Origin of the sequence: Flavobacterium hercynium (genome assembly GCF_002217285.1) — a bacterium.
GTDB lineage: Bacteria > Bacteroidota > Bacteroidia > Flavobacteriales > Flavobacteriaceae > Flavobacterium > Flavobacterium hercynium.
The window spans coordinates 127010-145219 of record NZ_MUGW01000022.1 but is presented as its reverse complement, the minus strand read 5'-3'; the positions used below and the strand labels follow the sequence as shown (position 1 = coordinate 145219).

The window sequence follows — 18210 nt, the reverse complement described above, 5'->3', positions numbered from 1 at the left end:
CCAATTGTTTTTAGTTTTCGTATTTGAGTGGCAGGATCATGATAAAACTTGCTCCTTTGCCTAATTGACTTTTTGCTGTAATTAATCCGTTGTGTTTTTCCATTATTTTTTTTGCAATTGCCAAACCAATTCCTGTACCTTCATATGTCTGACGGTCATTTAAACTCTGAAAAATAACAAAAATACGATCGAGGTAAATTTCATCAAACCCAATACCATTATCAGATACTGTGATTCTGCAAAATTTTCCTTCCGGATCTGTTTCACTGTCAAAATCCTTTGTTTTTATTCGTTGGGAAGTAATTTCAATAACAGGCACTGTTGTATTTCCTGAGAACTTCAGCGCGTTTCCTATCAGGTTCTGAAATACCTGACGCAATTGGCTCGGAATACTGTCTATAGTTGGGAGTTCTCCTGTTTTTATAAGTGCACCTTTTCGTTCTATAAGATAATCAAAATCCGAAAGTACTTCCTGCAATACAATATTGAGGTCAGTTTTTTCAGGAACTACTTTTGCTGATAGCCTAGAGTATGCAAGCAAATCTGTAATTAGCGTTTGCATTCGTTCTGCTGCTTTTACGGTTCTGTCGACATAATCGACACCTTTGGCATCTTCTTTTAAATAAAGCTCTTTTATAATTTTAATGAAAATCTGAATCTTGCGGATGGGTTCGTTTAAGTCATGCGAAACAACCCATGAAAATTGTTGAAGCTCATGATTTTTAAGTTCGAGTTCTTCGTTCTTTGCAACGAGCTCTTTGGTTCTGTCGGCAATTTTAATTTCGAGGTTATCCTGAGCTTCTTTTCTGATTTTAATTTCTTTTGAAAGTAAATCTTTCATGAGTTTTAACTCATTTTGCTGCTCATAGATTTTAAGGAAGGTTTTTACTTTTAATATCAGTAAATCAGTATCAACAGGTTTTGTTATGTAATCTACAGCTCCTGTTTCATAACCTTTAAAAATGTATTTTTTTTCAATATTTATTGCTGATAAAAAAATTACGGGAATATCTTTTGTGCGTTTGTTGCCGGAAAGAATTTTAACTACTTCAAAACCATCAAGGCCCGGCATCTGAACATCCATGATAATCAGACAATAGTTTGTTTTTAAAATTTTCTTCAGTGCTTCTTCACCAGATTCGGCAGTGTCTACCTCAATATTATGGATCTCTAATGTTTTCTTTAAGGCTATAATATTAGCCCGAATATCATCTACAATTAATATCATTTTATTGGGGGTAAACTTTATGATTATACCAGATAAACCGTTTTTGGGATGTCTTTTACTGTTAATAAGTACAGACAAACCCCCAAATTTATAAAAAAAACAGAAAGTGACTTTTTAAAAGGAATTTAATTCGTTACATAATTCCCATGTTTGTACTCAAACGTTTGATTTATACGACTATGCTATTTAATCAGATCACTATAAAATCGTATTATTGATTAATATTGAAAGTTTTTTCATTCAAGTTTTATTTTATCGTGCTAGTTTTATATTTTATGAAGCTACTATTTTGCCCTTGTAAGCTTTACATTTATAGTAAAAACACAACAGCTTACCTATATTGTCAATTATCTCATCCAAAACACAATCTCAATATGAACTCAACAGACCTCATCGGGTTATTAGCAGGTATTTGTGTTACTGTATCTGTTATCCCGCAAATTTATAAAGTATGGAAAACGAAAAAGGTAAAAGCTATTTCATTAGTAACTTTCAGTATGCTAACTGTCGGAATTGCTATTTGGGTAGTATATGGCGTTTTAAAAGATGATTTGCCTATTATTGTAACCAATAGTGTTTCGCTATGCCTTAATTTGATTATGATTTATTTTATTGTTTATTATGAAAAGGAGAATTAAAAGATGAAACACACTTTTCCTTTCTATCTCATAATCAAAAACATATATTTTATCTTACTTATAAATCAAGAAATAAGGAAATTATTACTACATAAAACTATCACTTTTAAATACATTTATGTAAATTGCACGAAAATTAAAACAATTTTCTACAAACAACTTTTCTCTTTGGCATGCTTCGTGCCTGGCTGTACTGCTATAATTTTAAAGAGTTTAGTAACAAAAATGCTGATTTGAAAATTTCCTTTCAAGTTTGATTATCCTTTAATCAAACCATTTCATTTATTACTTACACTGCACCATCTGGCTTTTGCTTTCTTCGCATTAGTCCGGAAACTTCGCAACATATTTTTTTTAAACTCTAATTCATTACATACTTAAAATTCAGCTTATGCTGAGTTTATGGTTATGGATTGAAATTAATGCTACTGTCAGGAATGGGAACAAAAAAGAAGTGAATTCACGAGTACCACTTTTAGTATGAAATTTTAATTTTTAATGAGTTATGAGTAAAAAACATGTAGTAGTTCAAGGCGCAACCTTGAAATGCCAATTTAGTGAAGATCCACAGGCAACAGATACACTTAAAGTAAAATCGCAGCAAAAGCATTACGCCAATGATAAAGGCGGTGATAAAAAATTAATTGCAACCACCAAAGAAATTGGTCAGACTTTAGAAAAAAACACTTTTGGCAATTGTAAAATGCAACCCCTTGGCAACAGCTTTAAACCTTGTCAGACCATGATTCAGCAATGGTCTGGTTCTTATGAAAAAGTAACGCTGAGTAATCAGGGCAAAATGCTTATTGAAGACAGTAAAGCAACCTGCCCCTTTGGAGGACCTGATTGTATCGAAATTACAAAACACGGACAAATTGCAGAAATAAGTCAGCAACAAATAGACAATGAAGATAAGGAACTAATGCAACAAATTTGCCCGCTCATATTTGATGAATTGCAAGATGAAAATGTTTGGTCTTAAACTTATAAAAAATGGAAATAAAGATAATTGGAAACCTAACTCCTGAGGTGGGAATTGCTGAGAAATATACTGTAGAAAAGGTTTTAGAGGCTTTTGATACAGAGCCTCTAACGCTTATTCCTGAGTATACAGATGCTGAAATAACATGGTCTATTTATGTTTTAGATGCTAATGTTTGGCGACTAGCAAAGGGGAGAGAACAAAAGGGGAAAAGCGTAGAATATAAATTCTCAGAAATTAGTCTGAAATTCAAAGATATAGCGATGATCGTTGAAGCTTATGGAAAAGAAACAATGATTCACATTAAGCCGCAACCTACATCTCAACCAAAAATTACTTTTATAGAGCTTCTTGATGAGAACAAAAAAACACCAAAAAAATCCTTTACTTACGGGAACTGGATCATTGCCCGCGTACATTGTGTAGGTATGGAATTGCGCCCTATTGTAGTAACTTTAGTGGAAAATGATGGTGATAAACACAAATTGAACACAAAGAATCTTAAAATAGACACACAGAAAAAGTTCGTAAAGCGTGGTTTCGCAGATATAAAATTTTATTTAGACCCAATGCATGCGAATTTAGCCAATAGTAAAGCTGATAAAGGAGAATCAGACGAAGGAAAGTTTCATGAATATTATGTGACAGCCGAAATTGCAGGAAAAGAAGAATCTCGAAGAGCAACTTTAGATACGCATGTTGCCAATCCTGACTATGTGGAGAAAAAACTTGTAGTAAGCCCAACGATCGGTTTTCCAGTTCGGGAAGTTATCAATAGTTTGATGATGGTTGATATGACTCCGCAAACTTGGTGGCCGTTTAAGGAAGAAAATTGTGGTGGAAAATATTGTATCAAGAAGGGTGATAAAAACGAATTAATTAGGGAAATTAATATTCGTTTGGCAGGATTCGGAGGCAATGTACCTACCGATGAATTTACAGAAAGAACAGAAAGAATGATTAAGCAATTTCAGAGAGATTATATGAAAGTTCCCGAAACGGGGAGAATTTGCGGAAATGTTTTAAATGCTATTGATGAGTTTCAAAGAAAATATATTATTCATTTTGATGATATAAAATGTAAATGTAAAAAATGTAAAGGTTTTGGTAATGAGTTATATAAGTCAGTTTATAAGCGCAATAAACCAAAAAAAGAGGCATTTCATGATTACGAATATCCAGGTATTCATAGGTCTTTAGTTTGGTTAATTCGAAGTATAATGTTTTATACTTCTGTAATAGAAAAAGATTTAGGATATGAGCTTAAATGTATTTTCTCAGGTTATAGATGTTGGGAAGATAATAAATTCAACGGAAGAAGTTCAACAAATCATATGGGCAAGGCGTTGGACATTCATTTTAGCAAAAATGATAAAAAGGTATATAAGTTGAATCAAATTGAAGAAATTAGAGATAAAATTATTTTGCCTTACACTAATGCTCAGATCAGATGGGAAGATATTGATTTGTTTTCTGTCGAGCCATCAAGAAAGTCTTATCCTAAAGAGTTTATAGCAACAACATGGATACATATTGATGTTAGAGAATTTGCTTCAAAATATTTAGAAAATATTTTTTTTGTTAAAACTATAGAAGAAATTAATGGAAAGAACATTGTTGAATTAGCCAAACAACTAGGCTTTAATGATACTTGCAAATGTGATTTTAATAACTCAAATCCCTTTAATTTATTCAAAATTATTAATAGATATAAAGAAAATCATTTTACAATTGAAGATGCTGAACTTTCATTAAAAAAAATAAATAAGAAGTATGGAAAAGAAATGGCTAGAAATATTGAGATGATGTATCGTTGGGAATGTGAACATTTCAATTCTGGTCAATACAAGAGTTGTGGCTCTCCTGGAATGGAAGTTTCGGAGGGGGCAAAAGGTCCAGAATACGGGTGGAATGGAGATCTGTATGAAAAATATCCTGAGTATACACCTATTGGGCTTTGGTCTGAATTTGAAAATAAAGGTAAAAGTGGTTTGGGAGGAAACACTCAAATTACAGATAGGAAAAAAAAATATATTGTGTTTCCTTCTGTAGATGCTGGAATGCATTATGTTGCAGAATTTATTCTAAGACATAATGGAAATATTGGAAGATGGCATTCTTTATATGATAAGGATGTACAAAACAATTATATAAGAGATATTAATTCAACAATACCAAGAATATCAAATAAGTTTTAAAAATGAAAAGAATAGTAATAGTATTAGTTTTTTTAATCGTGCAAATTAGTTGTAAAGATACTAATTCACAAAAAGTAAATTATCCCCATCAAAATATTGTACTCAAGGAAAAACAGTTCACATGCGAAGATATCGCTTATCAAATTGTTAAATCAAGTAATTTAGAATTGAGAGGACGCAAAGAATTTTTAACACAAATAGATAGAATTGAGGAAGATAATATAATTATCCAAGTTTACATTGAAAATAATATATCTGATAATCCTAAAACAAAGCAAATTGTAGAAAGTACTATAGCTTGGTTAAAACTTAATGTTTATGATTGTAAATTATATAATACTTCGGCAGATCCGGATAATCCAATTGAATTAGATTTTGATAAAAAATTGTTAGAAAAAAATAACATTTTTAAATTGTGTGATATAGTTAAAAAGGAAAAGAAAATAATTCTCTCCAATACAAACATTAAATATTCAATACTGCCTGTGAATTTTGATGAGTATTATCAAACTTGTGTGCATCCATATGATAGTATAAAATGCAATGAAAATTATCCAAAATATGTTTATAATGATGGAGACCCTATTGCTGAAATTTTTCAAGGTAAGTTTCATCCCAGTGAATATATGTATCTTCCTAAAGTTAAAGATTATCAGCCAGTTTTGTTATGTAATACTGATTTTGATATTGAATCCTATGATCTAGTGATAATTAAGAATAATAAAATCATTTCAAGTCTTGAAATAGGGGTTATGGATGGAGAATCTATTATGCAATTTAATATTTCAAAAGATTATTTAATTAGTGTTAATACAAAGAAAAATGGTACTCAAAAAAGCACTTTATTTAAAACTTATAAAATAAATCAAGATGGGGTATTAGTAGAAGAAAGTTTAAATTAAACAAGTTTAAAATTATGATTCTAGATATTAACTATATTTTAGTAGCAATTGCAAGTTTATTAATTAGCTGCAAAAAAGATGACAGTTCTTCTGCATTACAAAATCACAATCGAATCACAGAGAGTCTAAAACAAAAAGAATCAGCAGTATTTAGTAAATGGTATTTTTCTTCATTAAATCATAACAAATCGTATGAGGATTTTATTCTTGAGATAAGTAAAGATTCAATAAAAATTACTAAAGAGAATAAATTGATCTGTAAAGGAGAAATAGTAGTAGAGAAAAGTAATTTTAAAAAGTATTTTAGAAGTGAAAAAACGGCGAATGAAATTAAACAGAAATTACAAAATGAGTATAACGTGCAATTTGGAAATGATATTTCTGTCATATCCAATGTTTATGGAGATCTTGCAAAAGAAGGATGTTTGTTTCCGTTTGGTGAATTATTCATAATAGATAACCATTTGTTTTTTTATGATAAAGAATACTTTTTATTCACTCTTACTTTAGAGAAAAACTATCAGTTAAGAAACTCTAATCTTCAATTGCCATACAATGCAAAAATTGATGTTAACAATGTCAAATATGAAACTGTAAATAAAAACATTATAAAAGGTATTGAGGATTTTTCTTGTGGAGATCAATTAGTGAGATACATATCATTACCAAAAATAAATAATCTAGATCTTATATTAATTCCAATGGATTGTGGTGATTTTCCATATAGATTTTATCTAATAACGATTAAAGACAATAAAATTATTTCAAATATATACGTTGAAGGCGAATGGTCTGAACCCGAAACTTATGGAAATTTTGAGAAAACTAATTTTTCAATTGATGAAAATGAGATTATACATGTTACTACAAAAGTAATTATTGATAATAAGATTCAATCAGAAAACAGTAAGATGTATAAAGTAAATGAAAATGGTACTTTTAGAGATATTCAAATTTGATCAATTTACAATAGTTAAAAATAGCCCTGATAGCAGTGAAAATCATTTTTGAAGAAAGCCTATTTTTTATGGTTCTTGGAGAGCGACCGGAGGAAGCTCCTGCAAAGACCAATAAAAAAAGGGGTTGAGAAAATGATTGCAACGGATAGCAGGATTAGCTACAAAAAAAACAGCTCTGTTATAAAGCTGTTTTTTTTAGTCAAAATTTAGTATATGTAATGCTTATTAGCTAGCTAGTTTTTGATTGTATGGCTTGTACGATACATGGTATTTTTCTTTAAAAACACGTGGCAAATAATTTCTGCCTATTACCCCTGCAGCATTAATGACATCATAGATATTGATTGTCGATAATTTTTTGATTTCATCAAATTGTCTGTTGGCTAAATCTAAAATTGGATTTATCATCATACCAAAACTGTTACTATGTTGCGCTATCTCCATTTCCACAACGCTATTCAAAATACTTCTTTGCAATAAATCTTTGACAGTTCCTTTTTGAGAAATTGCTTTAAGCTCGTGAAGTTTGTTAACAATTTTTGAATTTTGCGGTCCTACGAAAATATAATTACCCGATTCGTTTACAAATTTGTTTTTTAACTGAGCGATAAATTGAGCATTCACAACATTATCAGAGACATTTGTCGGCATTCCGATAACGGTAAATTGCGTACGCTTGAAACCTTCAAAATATAAAACACTATTTATAGAAGATGTATTAGCCAAAATTCCTGATTGTTGACTTTTCATTTTTTTTCTCACGCCAGTTGCACCAAAACTATGTGTAACATCACCTTGTGTGCAATACACGAAAAATACAGGCGATGTCTGAAAAGATTCCATACTTAAAGTAACATCTTTATGAAACGTCAGGTCAAAATGCATATACGCCATTTCTTTTTCGAAACGCATACCGCTTATAGATCCTTTTGCCCATTTAGATTGTATCGTCAAATTGTATTCGTTACTTTCAGTGGTAAGCTTACCGCCAAAGCTATCTTTAAGATCATTAAAGATCGTATCAAATTTTCCTGTATTTAAGTATAGTTTTTTCATGTTTGGTTTTGGTTTTAAAATAAAGCAGTTAAGTAGTTATTTACGTACAATATCTGCTTTTGGTTTTTCTTGTATTCTATAATTCAAATTTCACACTAATTGCTAATCAATTCGTTATACAATTTTCGCGATATATTTCAAAATTATGACCTGAACCATTTTTAGTTTAACAGCAACTCTTTTAAACAAAAAAAAACAGCTACTCCAAAAATGAATCTGAAATAACTGTTTCCCAGCAAAATAAAATAATTAGACCTTTTATAAGTGTATTGAAACACTTCATACTTTAAGAACTCTTATTTAGTAAGCTCGTTTATATCTGAGTTCGTTGAATAATTTTCTTCGGGAATATCCTTGAAAAATTCTGCTTCTTCGAGATCCGCCGTAGGGCCATACCCCATTAAATGTGTTCCCTTAATTTTATCTTTCGTTTCGATTACATATAGAATAGACATATCATCCGGATCACTCATCCCTTCGTAACGGTGATGCGCTACAATAAATACCTCATCAGGGTTGTATGTGTTTTTTGTAGCAGAGTCCATCAAACAATTATCATTAAACAAGAAATTGCTTGTATATCCTTCTTCTTCATATTTCTTTATATAGTCGGTCTCATGTTTTGAAAATTCGTTTTTCATGATGTTGTATTTTTAGTTAGTCTTTTTTTTGCAATCTAATGTTATTTCAAATTTCATAATTAAATCGTGATATCCTTAACTCTATAGATTCAAATTGTAGCTCAATTAAAATTATACTGTGTAATATATTTTTTGCTTCCTTATCTTCGCAATTGTAATATTCAGCTTATAAATTATTATATTTATTGCTTACAATATAATACCACACATTGTTTTAAGAAAAACAAAACCGAATTTCATGATCGATAATAATCATAACTTCCTTTCGAGAGGAGGCGAAATGGGTGCATTGACCCGTTTGATGGATTGGGAAAAAACTGCCGTTGGAGCAGTAGAAACCTGGCCACAAAGCTTACGCACTACTTTAGGAATTCTATTAAATTCAAAATTCCCTATGTTCTTATTTTGGGGACCGGAACATGTTTGTTTTTATAACGATGCTTATCGTCCAAGTTTGGGTAATGATGGGAAACATCCTTCTATATTAGGTCAGAAAGGCGCAGACAGCTGGCAGGAAATTTGGGATTTTATAAAACCCCTTATCGATCAGGTTTTAATTGAAGGTGAAGCGACCTGGCATAAAGATTTACTACTTCCTATATATCGTAACGGAAAAATAGAAGATGTCTACTGGACGTTTAGTTACAGTCCGGTAAATGATGAAACCGGAAAACCGGCTGGCGTTTTGGTGATTTGTAATGAAACTACTGACAACATAAAATTAGTCCAAAAACTAGAAGACAGCAACGCCAGATATCGCAATAACCTTTTGCAGACACCAAGTGCAATGTGTGTTTTTAGAGGTACCGATTATAAAGTTGAAATTGTAAATGAACTCATGCTTGAAATTTGGGAACGTCAGGAACATGAAGTGCTTAACAAACCGATTTTTGAGGCCTTACCTGAAGTAAAAGGGCAAGGTTTAGAAGAAGTTCTGCTGCATGTATACCAGACGGGAGAACGCTTTACAGCTTATGAACGCCCCGTTAGCTTAATCCGAAAAGGTAAAATTGTTGAAACTTATATTGATTTTGTCTATGAAGCCTTAAAAGAACCTGATGGGTCTATTTCAGGGATTGTCGCGATTGCTAATGATGTTACTGAAGCGGTGCGAACAAAATATCTGATGAGTGAAAGTGAGGAAGCGTTCCGAAAATTGGTAATGGACTCTCCTATCGCAATGACAATTCTAAGAGGAAAAGATTTCATCATAGAAATGGCAAACACCACAATGATGGATCTTATCTGGCAAAAAGAACGTACACTTACTATTGGCAAACCTATTCTGGAACTTTTTCCGGAACTACTGGAACAAAAATATCCGGAGTTATTAAACGAAGTCCTTATTAACGGTAAGATTATTCGTGAGATAGAATCTATTGCTTATGTTGATGTTAAAGGAAAACTCGAGAAGTTCTACCTCGATTATCAATACACGCCATTGTTCGAAAAAGCCGGACAAATTTCCGGTGTCATGGTTACGGTTAATGATGTTACAGCAAAAGTAGATGCTAGAAAAAAAGTAGAAGATGCAGAAGAAAGAGCGCGTCTCGCTGCTGATATTGCCGAAATAGTAACCTGGGATTTACATATTCCGACTCAGGAACTTATCTATTCTGAAAATTTACCGAAAGTCTTTGGTCATCCAAAAAACAGAAAAATACTGCGATCAGAAATCTTAACACAGATACATCCTGAAGATAAACCTATACTGGAAAAAGCGTATAGTTTAGCCTTGCAAACCAGCATTTACAAATATGAGGCTAGAGTAATTCTGCCGGATCATTCTGTTAGCTGGATCAAAGCGCACGGAAAAATATTCTTTGATGATAATAAAGAACCTGTCAAAATGATTGGTACTATTATCGATATTACGGATGAAAAAAACAGTCAACAGGTTTTGATGAAAAGTGAGCAAAAATTCAGGCTTCTTGCCGACTCTATGCCACAGCATATCTGGACAAGTGATACGCTTGGTAATTTAAACTATTACAACAAATCTGTTTTTACATATTCCGGTTTATCTAAAGCCGAAATTGAGGAAAACGGATGGCTGCAAATCGTGCATCCTGATGATCGGGAAGAAAACATAAAAGCGTGGATGAAAGCCGTACGAACCGGAGAAGATTTTTTACTGGAACATCGTTTTCGCCGTTATGATGGCGAATACAGATGGCAACTGAGCCGCGCGATTGCTCAAAGAGATAAAGACCAGAATATACAAATGTGGGTAGGTACAAGTACGGACATTCAGGATCAGAAGGACTTTACCAATAAACTCGAAAATCAGGTACTAGAGCGTACTGCTGAACTGGAAAGCAAAAACAGAGACCTTATCAATATGAATATTGAATTACAGTCTTTTGCCTATATCTCAAGCCATGATTTGCAGGAGCCTTTGCGTAAGATTCAGACTTTTGCCAGCCGCTTATCAGATTTAGATGAGCAGAACATTTCGGCGAAAGCCAAAACCTACTTAAACCGCATTGAAGTTTCGGCAAGAAGAATGCAAACGCTTATTCAGGACCTTCTTACCTATTCGAGAACAAATTCTGCTGATCGGGTGTTTGTTTTGACCAATTTGGATGAAATTGCCGAGGAAATTAAAAGTGATTTTTCTGAACGCATCGAAGAAACCAATGCTATTATCAATTTTAATCCGCTTGGAGAAGCTACTGTTATGCCCTTTCAGTTTAGACAATTGCTTCATAATCTGATTGGAAATTCGCTAAAATTCGCTAAAAAAGACGAAGCTCCGTATGTAGAAATTACTGCCCGAAGAATTAAAGGCACAGCATTAGATATTAAAATAGATCATCCCGATAAAACCTATTATCACTTAAAAATAGCAGATAACGGAATTGGATTTGATGACGCGTACAAAGAACGAATTTTTGAAGTATTTCAGCGCTTAAATACCGAAAGTGAATTCTCCGGTACCGGAATTGGATTGGCAATTGTAAAGAAAATTGTTGAAAATCATAAAGGAGTAATTTTTGCCAATAGCGAAAAAGGAAGAGGTGCTACTTTTGATGTCTATATACCAGAATAAAAAAAACGCCAAAACTAAATGAGTTTTGGCGTTTTTTGATTTTTTATGAAATTATGCTTTGTATACAAAATTTTTAGGCGAGGGATCGAACTTACTCCAATCGATATTCAGGGCATGTTCTATAGATTGTATAATATCTCTCATTAGAATAGGCTTCGTAATAAAATAATTAGCACCTAAGGAACGGCATTTCTCTATAATTCCAGGCTCGTTTGAGGTTGAGAAAATTATAATGGGAATGTTATTTTTTTTATCAGAGTCTTTAAGCTCTGCAAGGACATCAAATCCATTTTTTCCGGGCATATTCAAATCTAAAAAAACAACATTAGGTGTTGGCGGCGGATTGTAAATTGCATTTAATAATTTATCTCCTCCGTTATAAGTTTCCAGTTTTATTTTTCTGGTTAATGATTCTACAGCATCCGTAAAAATGCTTAAATCATCTTCATCGTCGTCTGTATAAAATATAGTTAAATCTGTCATATTTGAATTTAAAAAAGGGCATTTAATGATCAAAGATAGCGAAATAAAATAGATCTTTTTATTTGTTTTCAAATTCTGACTAATTTTTTTTTGATTGAAATATCATAACTAATAAATTAAATTCTATAAGTTAAAAACTACAGTAAAAACGCAACTTTACAATTAAAATTTCTAACTAAAAATTAAACATCATGGGAGATCATAAAGACCTAACAAACGAATTCGCTGTAGATAAAATAAAAGATCTTGCAGAGAATATAAAAACATGTATGCTTTGTACTTATAATGAATACAGATTGCAATCACGCCCAATGTCTGTTCAGAAAATCGATGACCACGGTCAGCTTTGGTTTTTATCAGACAGAAACAGCAACCAAAATGCAGAAATTAGTCTAAATCCGCAAGTAGAATTGTTTTTCTCTGAGCCACACGATAAATTCTTAACCTTACATGGTACAGCAAGTATTTCGTATGACAGAGAAACGATAAAAGAACTTTGGGATCCAATTATAAAAGTATGGATGCCGGGCGGCGAAGATGATCCGAACTTAAGCATTATAAAAGTAGTACCGGAAGACGGATATTACTGGAACAATAAAAACGGAAAAATGGTTGCTATCGCAAAAATGGCAACAGCTTTCGTAACAGGAAAAACAATGGATGATGGTATTGAAGGTTCTCTGCAACTGTAAATTCATCAAATCATAAAAAAGAGCACTTACTTCATAAAGTAAGTGCTCTTTTTTTACTTAATCATTTGTTAGCGCATTAGTTCTAAAGCATTTAATATACCTGCTTCACTGGCAGTATTATTAAAATAAATATATCCTGTTTTATTTAAAGTTTGCTTTTGTAGTATTTCTAATTCTTCCGGGGAGTAACGGGAATAAAATAATTTTCTATTTCCATGCAAACGAATATAAAGCAAAGGAAACGCTGTTAAGATATCTTCCGGTAATCCTGGATAACTAACGCTGCAAAATGTTATGTTATTTTCTTTTAAATTTGTCCAAATCTCCTGATTCCACCAACTGGAATGCCGAAACTCAATTACATTATTAAAACTTATGTCTACAGATTTTACAATAGTTTGAAGTCTTTCTTCTGTAAAGACAAAGCTTGGCGGAAATTGAAATAATATCGGGCCTAATTTTTCTTGTAAACCTTCTTTGCAAACACGATAAAAATCAGAAAGTAATGCTTCACAATCAATAAACTTTTTAATATGCGTAATTTCTTTAGGTGCTTTGACAGCAAAAATAAAGTCTTTCGGAACTTTTTTATACCAATTTTGCATCACTTTTAGCGTTGGAAACTTATAAAATGTTCCATTCATTTCGTAGGTATCGAAGTGCTTGCAATAATAATCAAACCATTTAGAAGCGGGTAGATTTTCAGGATAAAAAATACCTTTCCAAAAACGATTATTGTAACTGGAACACCCTATTAAAACATTCTTTTTCATTGATAAATATTTTGACAGTTGGTACAGAAAAAACTTCTGCGCTTTTTTACGCCTGTTTGTTTTTTAATAATTGGCAAATCACATCGTAAGCAAATTTTTCTCGTGTGGGCCAGCCAATGCTTTTTTAATTCCGATTTCTTTTTCCATTTCAGAAATTCAAAGCTGTAGATCGAACATTCATCTATTATTTCTTCTATTTTAAGTGGTGGTATTTTTCCAACTAGTGATTCGGGATGGACGTAACATCGGTACAAAATTTCATTTTTAATAATATTGCCAACCCCTGAAAATATATTCTGATCCAATACAACATCACAAATCATTTGCTTTGGAATTTTTTCGAGACTTTTTTTTGCTTTTTCTGCATCCCATTTTTTATTCATTACATCTTCTCTCCAGTCATAATGCGAATCAATATCACCTTCCAGAATTTTTACAGAACAGGTATAAAAATTAATTTCTCCATTTTGAAAAATCAGACGTAATCTGGGTTCACCATCTTTTCTTTCATTAATCCGATAGGTTCCAAACATCAACAAATGAATTTTGATTGTAAAATCATCAAAACAAATCAAAAAATGCTTGCCCCAGGTTTTAAAAGATTTAATCTCTTTCTCCTTCGCTCTTTGTATATCGATAGCACTATTTCCAGAAACACCAATTACTTTTTGTCCTGAAAATTGCTGCGTTTCTTCTTTAAGTATTACTATTGAAGGACCTTCTGGCATAGCATTTTTATTTAGAGTTAACTTTTTTTAATTACTTATAAAAACAAAAAAGTGCCGCTATTAAGCCACACTTTTATTGTTTATTTTTTGATTACTAGTTTTCATCTTCTTCTGCAGCTTCTACATTTATTGCACTAACAGCAACGTCTGTTAGTTTTTTATCTGCATCTTTTTCTTCATCAAGCGTTAACTCTAATAAAGCAACGGCTTCTGTAAAACCAAGTGTTTCTGCAAATTGTCTTAATGTACCGTAAGTTGCAATTTCGTAATGCTCTATTTTTTGACTTGCAGCAATAATTCCCGCATCACGAACAACACCCAATTCTGTTTCTTCGAGGATGCTTTTACCTTCTTCAATCAAACCTTCCATCGCATCACATTTTTTAGCGCTTGCTTTTACTCCAATACTTTCAAAAACCTGTTCTAATCTTGTAATGTGTTCTTCGGTTTCTGTTAAGTGATTCGTTATTGCATCTACAAGTTCTGGTGATGTTGCATTTTTAGCCATTAACGGAAGTGCTTTGACCAATGCTTTTTCTGCCCAATAAATATCTTTTAATCCATCTTCAAAAAGATCTGTTAATCCGGAAGCAGCATTTGATTTTGCTTTTGTAACTCCTTTTTTAGCAGTTTGTTTTGTTTCTGTCTTTTTTGCCACTGTTTTTTTTGGCGCGGTTTGTTTTTTACTTTTAGTTTCCATGATGTATAATTTGTTTGTTGTTAATAGTTGTAAAATTACTTTTGATCTAAAGGAATATGTTATACGTTTTATCGCATTCATTACAACATAAGCACATGTTAATCATAGAATTAGCAATAAAAATTATGTAAACAAAAAAGATTGTTCCCTGCTTAGCTTTGAGTATCAGAAACCACAAAACTTATATATCATGTATACTACAATTCAAACAAGAGGAATACAAAAGTTTCGCCCGTTGGGGAAAACCAAAAATAAATTTATAACTACAAATGGTTACAATCCTAACAAAGCAATTCCGGATCAGGAAAGAATTAATAAAGAGGAAGATTTTGATGATTTAGAACATCATTTTATTGCTCCGGGCGAATTTGAAGAAGATGAAAACAATAGAAACGACGAATTTGATAATCCGTCTGACGAAGCTCATTTAAACGATGAAATCTACAATCCGTCTGACAATGAAGAATTTACCGAAACTGACGAGGATTTACAAGATTTAGATCCAGATGATGATGATTTAGAAGACGATCTTGAAGAGGATGAAATTGAAGAAGAAGATTCCGGAGAAGATTATCCTGAAAATGATCCTTTAAAACTATAAAGTTTATTATACACAAAAAGAGCCGTTATTTACTAAAATAACGGCTCTTTTTATTAGAAATTCGGGATAATTTAATCTCCAATTTTTTCTAAAGGCGGAATATCATCCATTCTTTCTAAACGCTCAGCAAGTCCTGCTCTGGCTTCGTTTAGTTCTTTTTCGGCTTTGCCTAATTCTTTATACAATTCCTCTTTTCCAGTATCTGATTTTTCGATTTTACGCATGATTTCGTAAATTTCTCCCTGTGCTTCCATGACAGCAAGTCTTTTGTAATACGTTAAGCTTTCGGTCATGTGCGCTAATGCAATCATTGCAGTTAAAAACGGATGATTGTTGGTTACATTTACATCTTTTACTTTTCCGTGTTCCAATTCAACTTTTAAGGCGAAGGCAAACTCCTCCATATTAAAACGTTCGTTTTTACTATTTGGATTAAAATAAGCCTTAATAGCTTCAACATTATTCATAGTCGAAAGATCGACATCTGTATCTTTATTTTCGTTTAAATCTCGGTATACGACTGCACCAATAGCTCTTGCCTCCTCTATTGTAGGATCATTATCAGAATCTTCAAAATCTCGTACTGACCAATCCCAATTTTCCGGATGAACCGGTTTGATGTATTTTTCACAAAAGTCTTTTACATCATTTTTCAGGCTTACCATTTCATCTCCTCTTCTGATATAAACATCTTGATAAACACCACTTTTTGTTCCCATAATAAATATAATATAATTTCTTAAAAATTAAAACGACACATATATCATACGATAATGTGCCGTTTAGTTTCCCCTAATCTTGAATTCCTTTTCAATACTTCAAAGTTGCTATTTTAGATAAAAAGCCATTAACTCAAAAGGTTTAAATTTTATCTCAATCGGTTTTAGATCTCAAATTCAGGCTGAAAATTTCCTATTAGTTCTGAAAATGCAATCTCTGAATGCGAAAAGTATTTTTGATTACTTCTACATTTTTTAGCCCTCTCGAAGTGTTTTTCGATGGAACCATCTTCATAACTAGCTACAATTATCGGATGTACATAGTAATTTTTACAAACATTTTTAGTGTTCCCCAAAGCTTCTGCTGTTGTCTCGAAAGCATCCAGAATATTTTTTTTAATTTCTTTTTCTTCTGTCGTGGTTCCGATAGACATTAAGGTCTCAAAAAATATTAAAGAAGCTGCCCAGGTTCTAAAATCTTTAGCGCTAAAATATTTTCCTGAAATTTCATGAAGATATTCATTCACCATATTGCTGTCAAGTACTCTACGCTCTCCATTTTCATCATAATATTTAAAAACTTCCCAACCCGGAATTTCCTCGCATCGGCTCACCAGTTTTATAAGTTGTTTGTTTCTTGTTGTTATGGTATGTTGTTTTCCTTTCTTACCAACGAATTCAAAACGTAGCGAATTTTTATTGATGTTGATGTGTCGTTTTCGTAAGGTCGAAAGTCCGTATGACTTATTGTCTTTGGCATATTTTTCATTACCAATTCGAATATGTGTTTCTTCCATTAATCTAATAACAAGTGCAATAACTTTATTTTTAGACCATTCTTTTTGTTCTAAATCATGATCCACCTGTGCTCTAATTTTAGGAAGGTATTTACCAAATTCGGCAATTTTATAAAACTTAGTCTGATTTCGAATCAGATTCCATTTAGGATGGTATCGATACTGTTTTCTATTTTTAACATCAGTTCCAATGGCTTGCAGATGTCCATTGGTTAAATCTGTAATTCTAACGTTCTCCCAGGCCGGCGGAAGCACTAAACTGTTAAAGCGTTTTAATTCACTTTTTCGTGTAATGCTCCTGCCATTTTTTTTATAGATAAAATTTTCACCTTCTCGAAGTCGGTGTATCGTAAGTTTATGATCATTTACATAAATTAAATCTAATTTTTCTAAAACTAATTGAGGCGTTTGTATCAACTGCTCCATTAGTTTTTCCTGGGTGGTTTTGATATTCATAATTTTGTGGAGAAGTTTATTTTTCTAAATCTAATTTTAATTAGTACGTAGTGATTTTATAAGGCCTTTTTTAGACATATAAGAACGTCCCTGAATGCCTACTTTTCTGGCCTGTTGATACAGTTCCTCTTTGCTCCACTCTTCATAAGGTTTTGCTCTGCCGCCTTTTTCAGCAGCCTCGGGTGAGTTAGCAATTCTTGCTGATTTTTCTTTACTGTACCCTTTTTCTATAAGGGCATTATACTGTTCTTCATTTTTAATTCTTGAATCAGGCATAATAATTTTTTTTAAAGATTAGTGATTTATGTTCTACTCAAAATTGCAAAAAACGTATAAAAAATCTGTTACATAATTATTTTAGAAGCTTTCATAATTATCTATATGACAAGCATTTGATTTTAATCTTCTCTTCTCCACTTAAAAGACATTGTTTTTATCTAAAAATATCCTACACAGCATTTCTATACATTTTTTGTTAAATAATAAGATCTATACCCAAAACTACAAATATTTTTCTTAATTTAGAGAATTAATTAAGCAATATTTCTTTTCTCTTTTTGAATACCACTCAGCAATTGACTTAAAGTTTGAATATTATGTTTGCA

Annotated in this window: 18 protein-coding genes; 8 read left to right on the top strand and 10 right to left on the bottom strand. The window is 32.1% G+C overall.

The window, feature by feature from the left end; all coding sequences use genetic code 11:
- Positions 1–10 precede the first annotated feature (10 nt).
- On the bottom strand, positions 11–1228 hold the full coding sequence (locus tag B0A66_RS11780; protein ID WP_089050035.1) for a hybrid sensor histidine kinase/response regulator: 1218 nt from the start codon (positions 1226–1228) through the stop codon (positions 11–13).
- A 374-nt stretch (positions 1229–1602) separates the two neighbouring features.
- On the opposite strand from B0A66_RS11780, the gene B0A66_RS11775 reads away from it, so the two are divergent.
- The 5 genes from B0A66_RS11775 to B0A66_RS11755 all read left to right on the top strand — a co-directional run bounded on the left by B0A66_RS11775 (position 1603) and on the right by B0A66_RS11755 (position 6907).
- Positions 1603–1866, top strand: a complete 264-nt coding sequence (locus B0A66_RS11775; protein WP_089050034.1) for a SemiSWEET family sugar transporter — start codon at positions 1603–1605, stop codon at positions 1864–1866.
- 505 nt (positions 1867–2371) lie between these two features.
- Complete coding sequence (locus B0A66_RS11770) at positions 2372–2848, top strand: DUF4280 domain-containing protein (protein ID WP_089050033.1); 477 nt, start codon at positions 2372–2374, stop codon at positions 2846–2848.
- Positions 2849–2859: 11 nt separating this feature from the next.
- Positions 2860–5046, top strand: a complete 2187-nt coding sequence (locus tag B0A66_RS11765) for a peptidoglycan-binding domain-containing protein (protein WP_089050032.1) — start codon at positions 2860–2862, stop codon at positions 5044–5046.
- A gap of 2 nt (positions 5047–5048) precedes the next feature.
- The gene (locus tag B0A66_RS11760; RefSeq protein WP_089050031.1) at positions 5049–5948 is read left to right on the top strand and encodes a hypothetical protein; all 900 of its coding nucleotides are present in this window, start codon (positions 5049–5051) and stop codon (positions 5946–5948) included.
- A gap of 14 nt (positions 5949–5962) precedes the next feature.
- On the top strand, positions 5963–6907 hold the full coding sequence (locus B0A66_RS11755) for a hypothetical protein (protein ID WP_089050030.1): 945 nt from the start codon (positions 5963–5965) through the stop codon (positions 6905–6907).
- Positions 6908–7132: 225 nt separating this feature from the next.
- Here B0A66_RS11755 and B0A66_RS11750 read toward each other — a convergent pair whose 3' ends face one another.
- The gene (locus B0A66_RS11750; RefSeq protein WP_089050029.1) at positions 7133–7963 is read right to left on the bottom strand and encodes a hypothetical protein; all 831 of its coding nucleotides are present in this window, start codon (positions 7961–7963) and stop codon (positions 7133–7135) included.
- A 296-nt stretch (positions 7964–8259) separates the two neighbouring features.
- Entirely contained in the window at positions 8260–8604 is a 345-nt protein-coding gene (locus B0A66_RS11745) for a hypothetical protein (protein WP_089050028.1), read from the bottom strand.
- A gap of 238 nt (positions 8605–8842) precedes the next feature.
- Between B0A66_RS11745 and B0A66_RS11740 the strand changes: the two genes are divergently transcribed.
- Positions 8843–11656, top strand: a complete 2814-nt coding sequence (locus tag B0A66_RS11740) for a PAS domain S-box protein (RefSeq protein WP_089050027.1) — start codon at positions 8843–8845, stop codon at positions 11654–11656.
- A 51-nt stretch (positions 11657–11707) separates the two neighbouring features.
- Here B0A66_RS11740 and B0A66_RS11735 read toward each other — a convergent pair whose 3' ends face one another.
- Positions 11708–12139, bottom strand: a complete 432-nt coding sequence (locus tag B0A66_RS11735; RefSeq protein ID WP_089050026.1) for a response regulator — start codon at positions 12137–12139, stop codon at positions 11708–11710.
- A gap of 191 nt (positions 12140–12330) precedes the next feature.
- On the opposite strand from B0A66_RS11735, the gene B0A66_RS11730 reads away from it, so the two are divergent.
- Positions 12331–12831: a pyridoxamine 5'-phosphate oxidase family protein gene (locus B0A66_RS11730; RefSeq protein WP_089050025.1), complete on the top strand. Its 501-nt coding sequence runs from the start codon at positions 12331–12333 to the stop codon at positions 12829–12831.
- A 68-nt stretch (positions 12832–12899) separates the two neighbouring features.
- On the opposite strand, the gene B0A66_RS11725 is transcribed toward B0A66_RS11730, so the two are convergent.
- From B0A66_RS11725 to B0A66_RS11715, 3 genes are all read right to left on the bottom strand, one after another.
- Entirely contained in the window at positions 12900–13604 is a 705-nt protein-coding gene (locus B0A66_RS11725) for a DUF72 domain-containing protein (RefSeq protein WP_089050024.1), read from the bottom strand.
- Entirely contained in the window at positions 13601–14332 is a 732-nt protein-coding gene (locus tag B0A66_RS11720) for a DNA-formamidopyrimidine glycosylase family protein (protein WP_089050023.1), read from the bottom strand. Before B0A66_RS11720 ends, B0A66_RS11725 begins: the two co-directional genes overlap by 4 nt.
- A gap of 94 nt (positions 14333–14426) precedes the next feature.
- Positions 14427–15032, bottom strand: a complete 606-nt coding sequence (locus tag B0A66_RS11715; protein WP_089050022.1) for a YciE/YciF ferroxidase family protein — start codon at positions 15030–15032, stop codon at positions 14427–14429.
- A gap of 190 nt (positions 15033–15222) precedes the next feature.
- Between B0A66_RS11715 and B0A66_RS11710 the strand changes: the two genes are divergently transcribed.
- Positions 15223–15633 carry a hypothetical protein gene (locus B0A66_RS11710; RefSeq protein ID WP_089050021.1) on the top strand — a complete coding sequence of 137 codons (411 nt, stop codon included), beginning with the start codon at positions 15223–15225 and terminating at the stop codon, positions 15631–15633.
- A gap of 71 nt (positions 15634–15704) precedes the next feature.
- Here the strand turns inward: B0A66_RS11710 and B0A66_RS11705 are convergent, their stop codons facing one another.
- From B0A66_RS11705 to B0A66_RS11695, 3 genes are all read right to left on the bottom strand, one after another.
- The gene (locus B0A66_RS11705; protein WP_089050020.1) at positions 15705–16352 is read right to left on the bottom strand and encodes a DUF5661 family protein; all 648 of its coding nucleotides are present in this window, start codon (positions 16350–16352) and stop codon (positions 15705–15707) included.
- A gap of 164 nt (positions 16353–16516) precedes the next feature.
- Positions 16517–17605 carry a DNA topoisomerase IB gene (locus tag B0A66_RS11700; protein WP_089050019.1) on the bottom strand — a complete coding sequence of 363 codons (1089 nt, stop codon included), beginning with the start codon at positions 17603–17605 and terminating at the stop codon, positions 16517–16519.
- Between the two features lie 36 nt (positions 17606–17641).
- Positions 17642–17881 (bottom strand): DUF7218 family protein, encoded by a 240-nt coding sequence (locus B0A66_RS11695; RefSeq protein ID WP_089050018.1) that lies wholly within the window; start codon positions 17879–17881, stop codon positions 17642–17644.
- Between the last annotated feature and the right edge of the window lie 329 nt (positions 17882–18210).

Bases quoted from the DNA above. Each gene is read 5' to 3' on its own strand.
- B0A66_RS11725 (WP_089050024.1), bottom strand. From the start codon at position 13,604: ATGAAAAAGAATGTTTTAATAGGGTGTTCCAGTTACAATAATCGTTTT.
- B0A66_RS11765 (WP_089050032.1), top strand. From the start codon at position 2,860: ATGGAAATAAAGATAATTGGAAACCTAACTCCTGAGGTGGGAATTGCT.
- B0A66_RS11780 (WP_089050035.1), bottom strand. From the start codon at position 1,228: ATGATATTAATTGTAGATGATATTCGGGCTAATATTATAGCCTTAAAG.
- B0A66_RS11760 (WP_089050031.1), top strand. From the start codon at position 5,049: ATGAAAAGAATAGTAATAGTATTAGTTTTTTTAATCGTGCAAATTAGT.
- B0A66_RS11695 (WP_089050018.1), bottom strand. From the start codon at position 17,881: ATGCCTGATTCAAGAATTAAAAATGAAGAACAGTATAATGCCCTTATA.
- B0A66_RS11700 (WP_089050019.1), bottom strand. From the start codon at position 17,605: ATGAATATCAAAACCACCCAGGAAAAACTAATGGAGCAGTTGATACAA.
- B0A66_RS11710 (WP_089050021.1), top strand. From the start codon at position 15,223: ATGTATACTACAATTCAAACAAGAGGAATACAAAAGTTTCGCCCGTTG.
- B0A66_RS11735 (WP_089050026.1), bottom strand. From the start codon at position 12,139: ATGACAGATTTAACTATATTTTATACAGACGACGATGAAGATGATTTA.
- B0A66_RS11745 (WP_089050028.1), bottom strand. From the start codon at position 8,604: ATGAAAAACGAATTTTCAAAACATGAGACCGACTATATAAAGAAATAT.
- B0A66_RS11730 (WP_089050025.1), top strand. From the start codon at position 12,331: ATGGGAGATCATAAAGACCTAACAAACGAATTCGCTGTAGATAAAATA.
- B0A66_RS11755 (WP_089050030.1), top strand. From the start codon at position 5,963: ATGATTCTAGATATTAACTATATTTTAGTAGCAATTGCAAGTTTATTA.
- B0A66_RS11770 (WP_089050033.1), top strand. From the start codon at position 2,372: ATGAGTAAAAAACATGTAGTAGTTCAAGGCGCAACCTTGAAATGCCAA.
- B0A66_RS11705 (WP_089050020.1), bottom strand. From the start codon at position 16,352: ATGGGAACAAAAAGTGGTGTTTATCAAGATGTTTATATCAGAAGAGGA.
- B0A66_RS11720 (WP_089050023.1), bottom strand. From the start codon at position 14,332: ATGCCAGAAGGTCCTTCAATAGTAATACTTAAAGAAGAAACGCAGCAA.
- B0A66_RS11750 (WP_089050029.1), bottom strand. From the start codon at position 7,963: ATGAAAAAACTATACTTAAATACAGGAAAATTTGATACGATCTTTAAT.
- B0A66_RS11775 (WP_089050034.1), top strand. From the start codon at position 1,603: ATGAACTCAACAGACCTCATCGGGTTATTAGCAGGTATTTGTGTTACT.
- B0A66_RS11715 (WP_089050022.1), bottom strand. From the start codon at position 15,032: ATGGAAACTAAAAGTAAAAAACAAACCGCGCCAAAAAAAACAGTGGCA.
- B0A66_RS11740 (WP_089050027.1), top strand. From the start codon at position 8,843: ATGATCGATAATAATCATAACTTCCTTTCGAGAGGAGGCGAAATGGGT.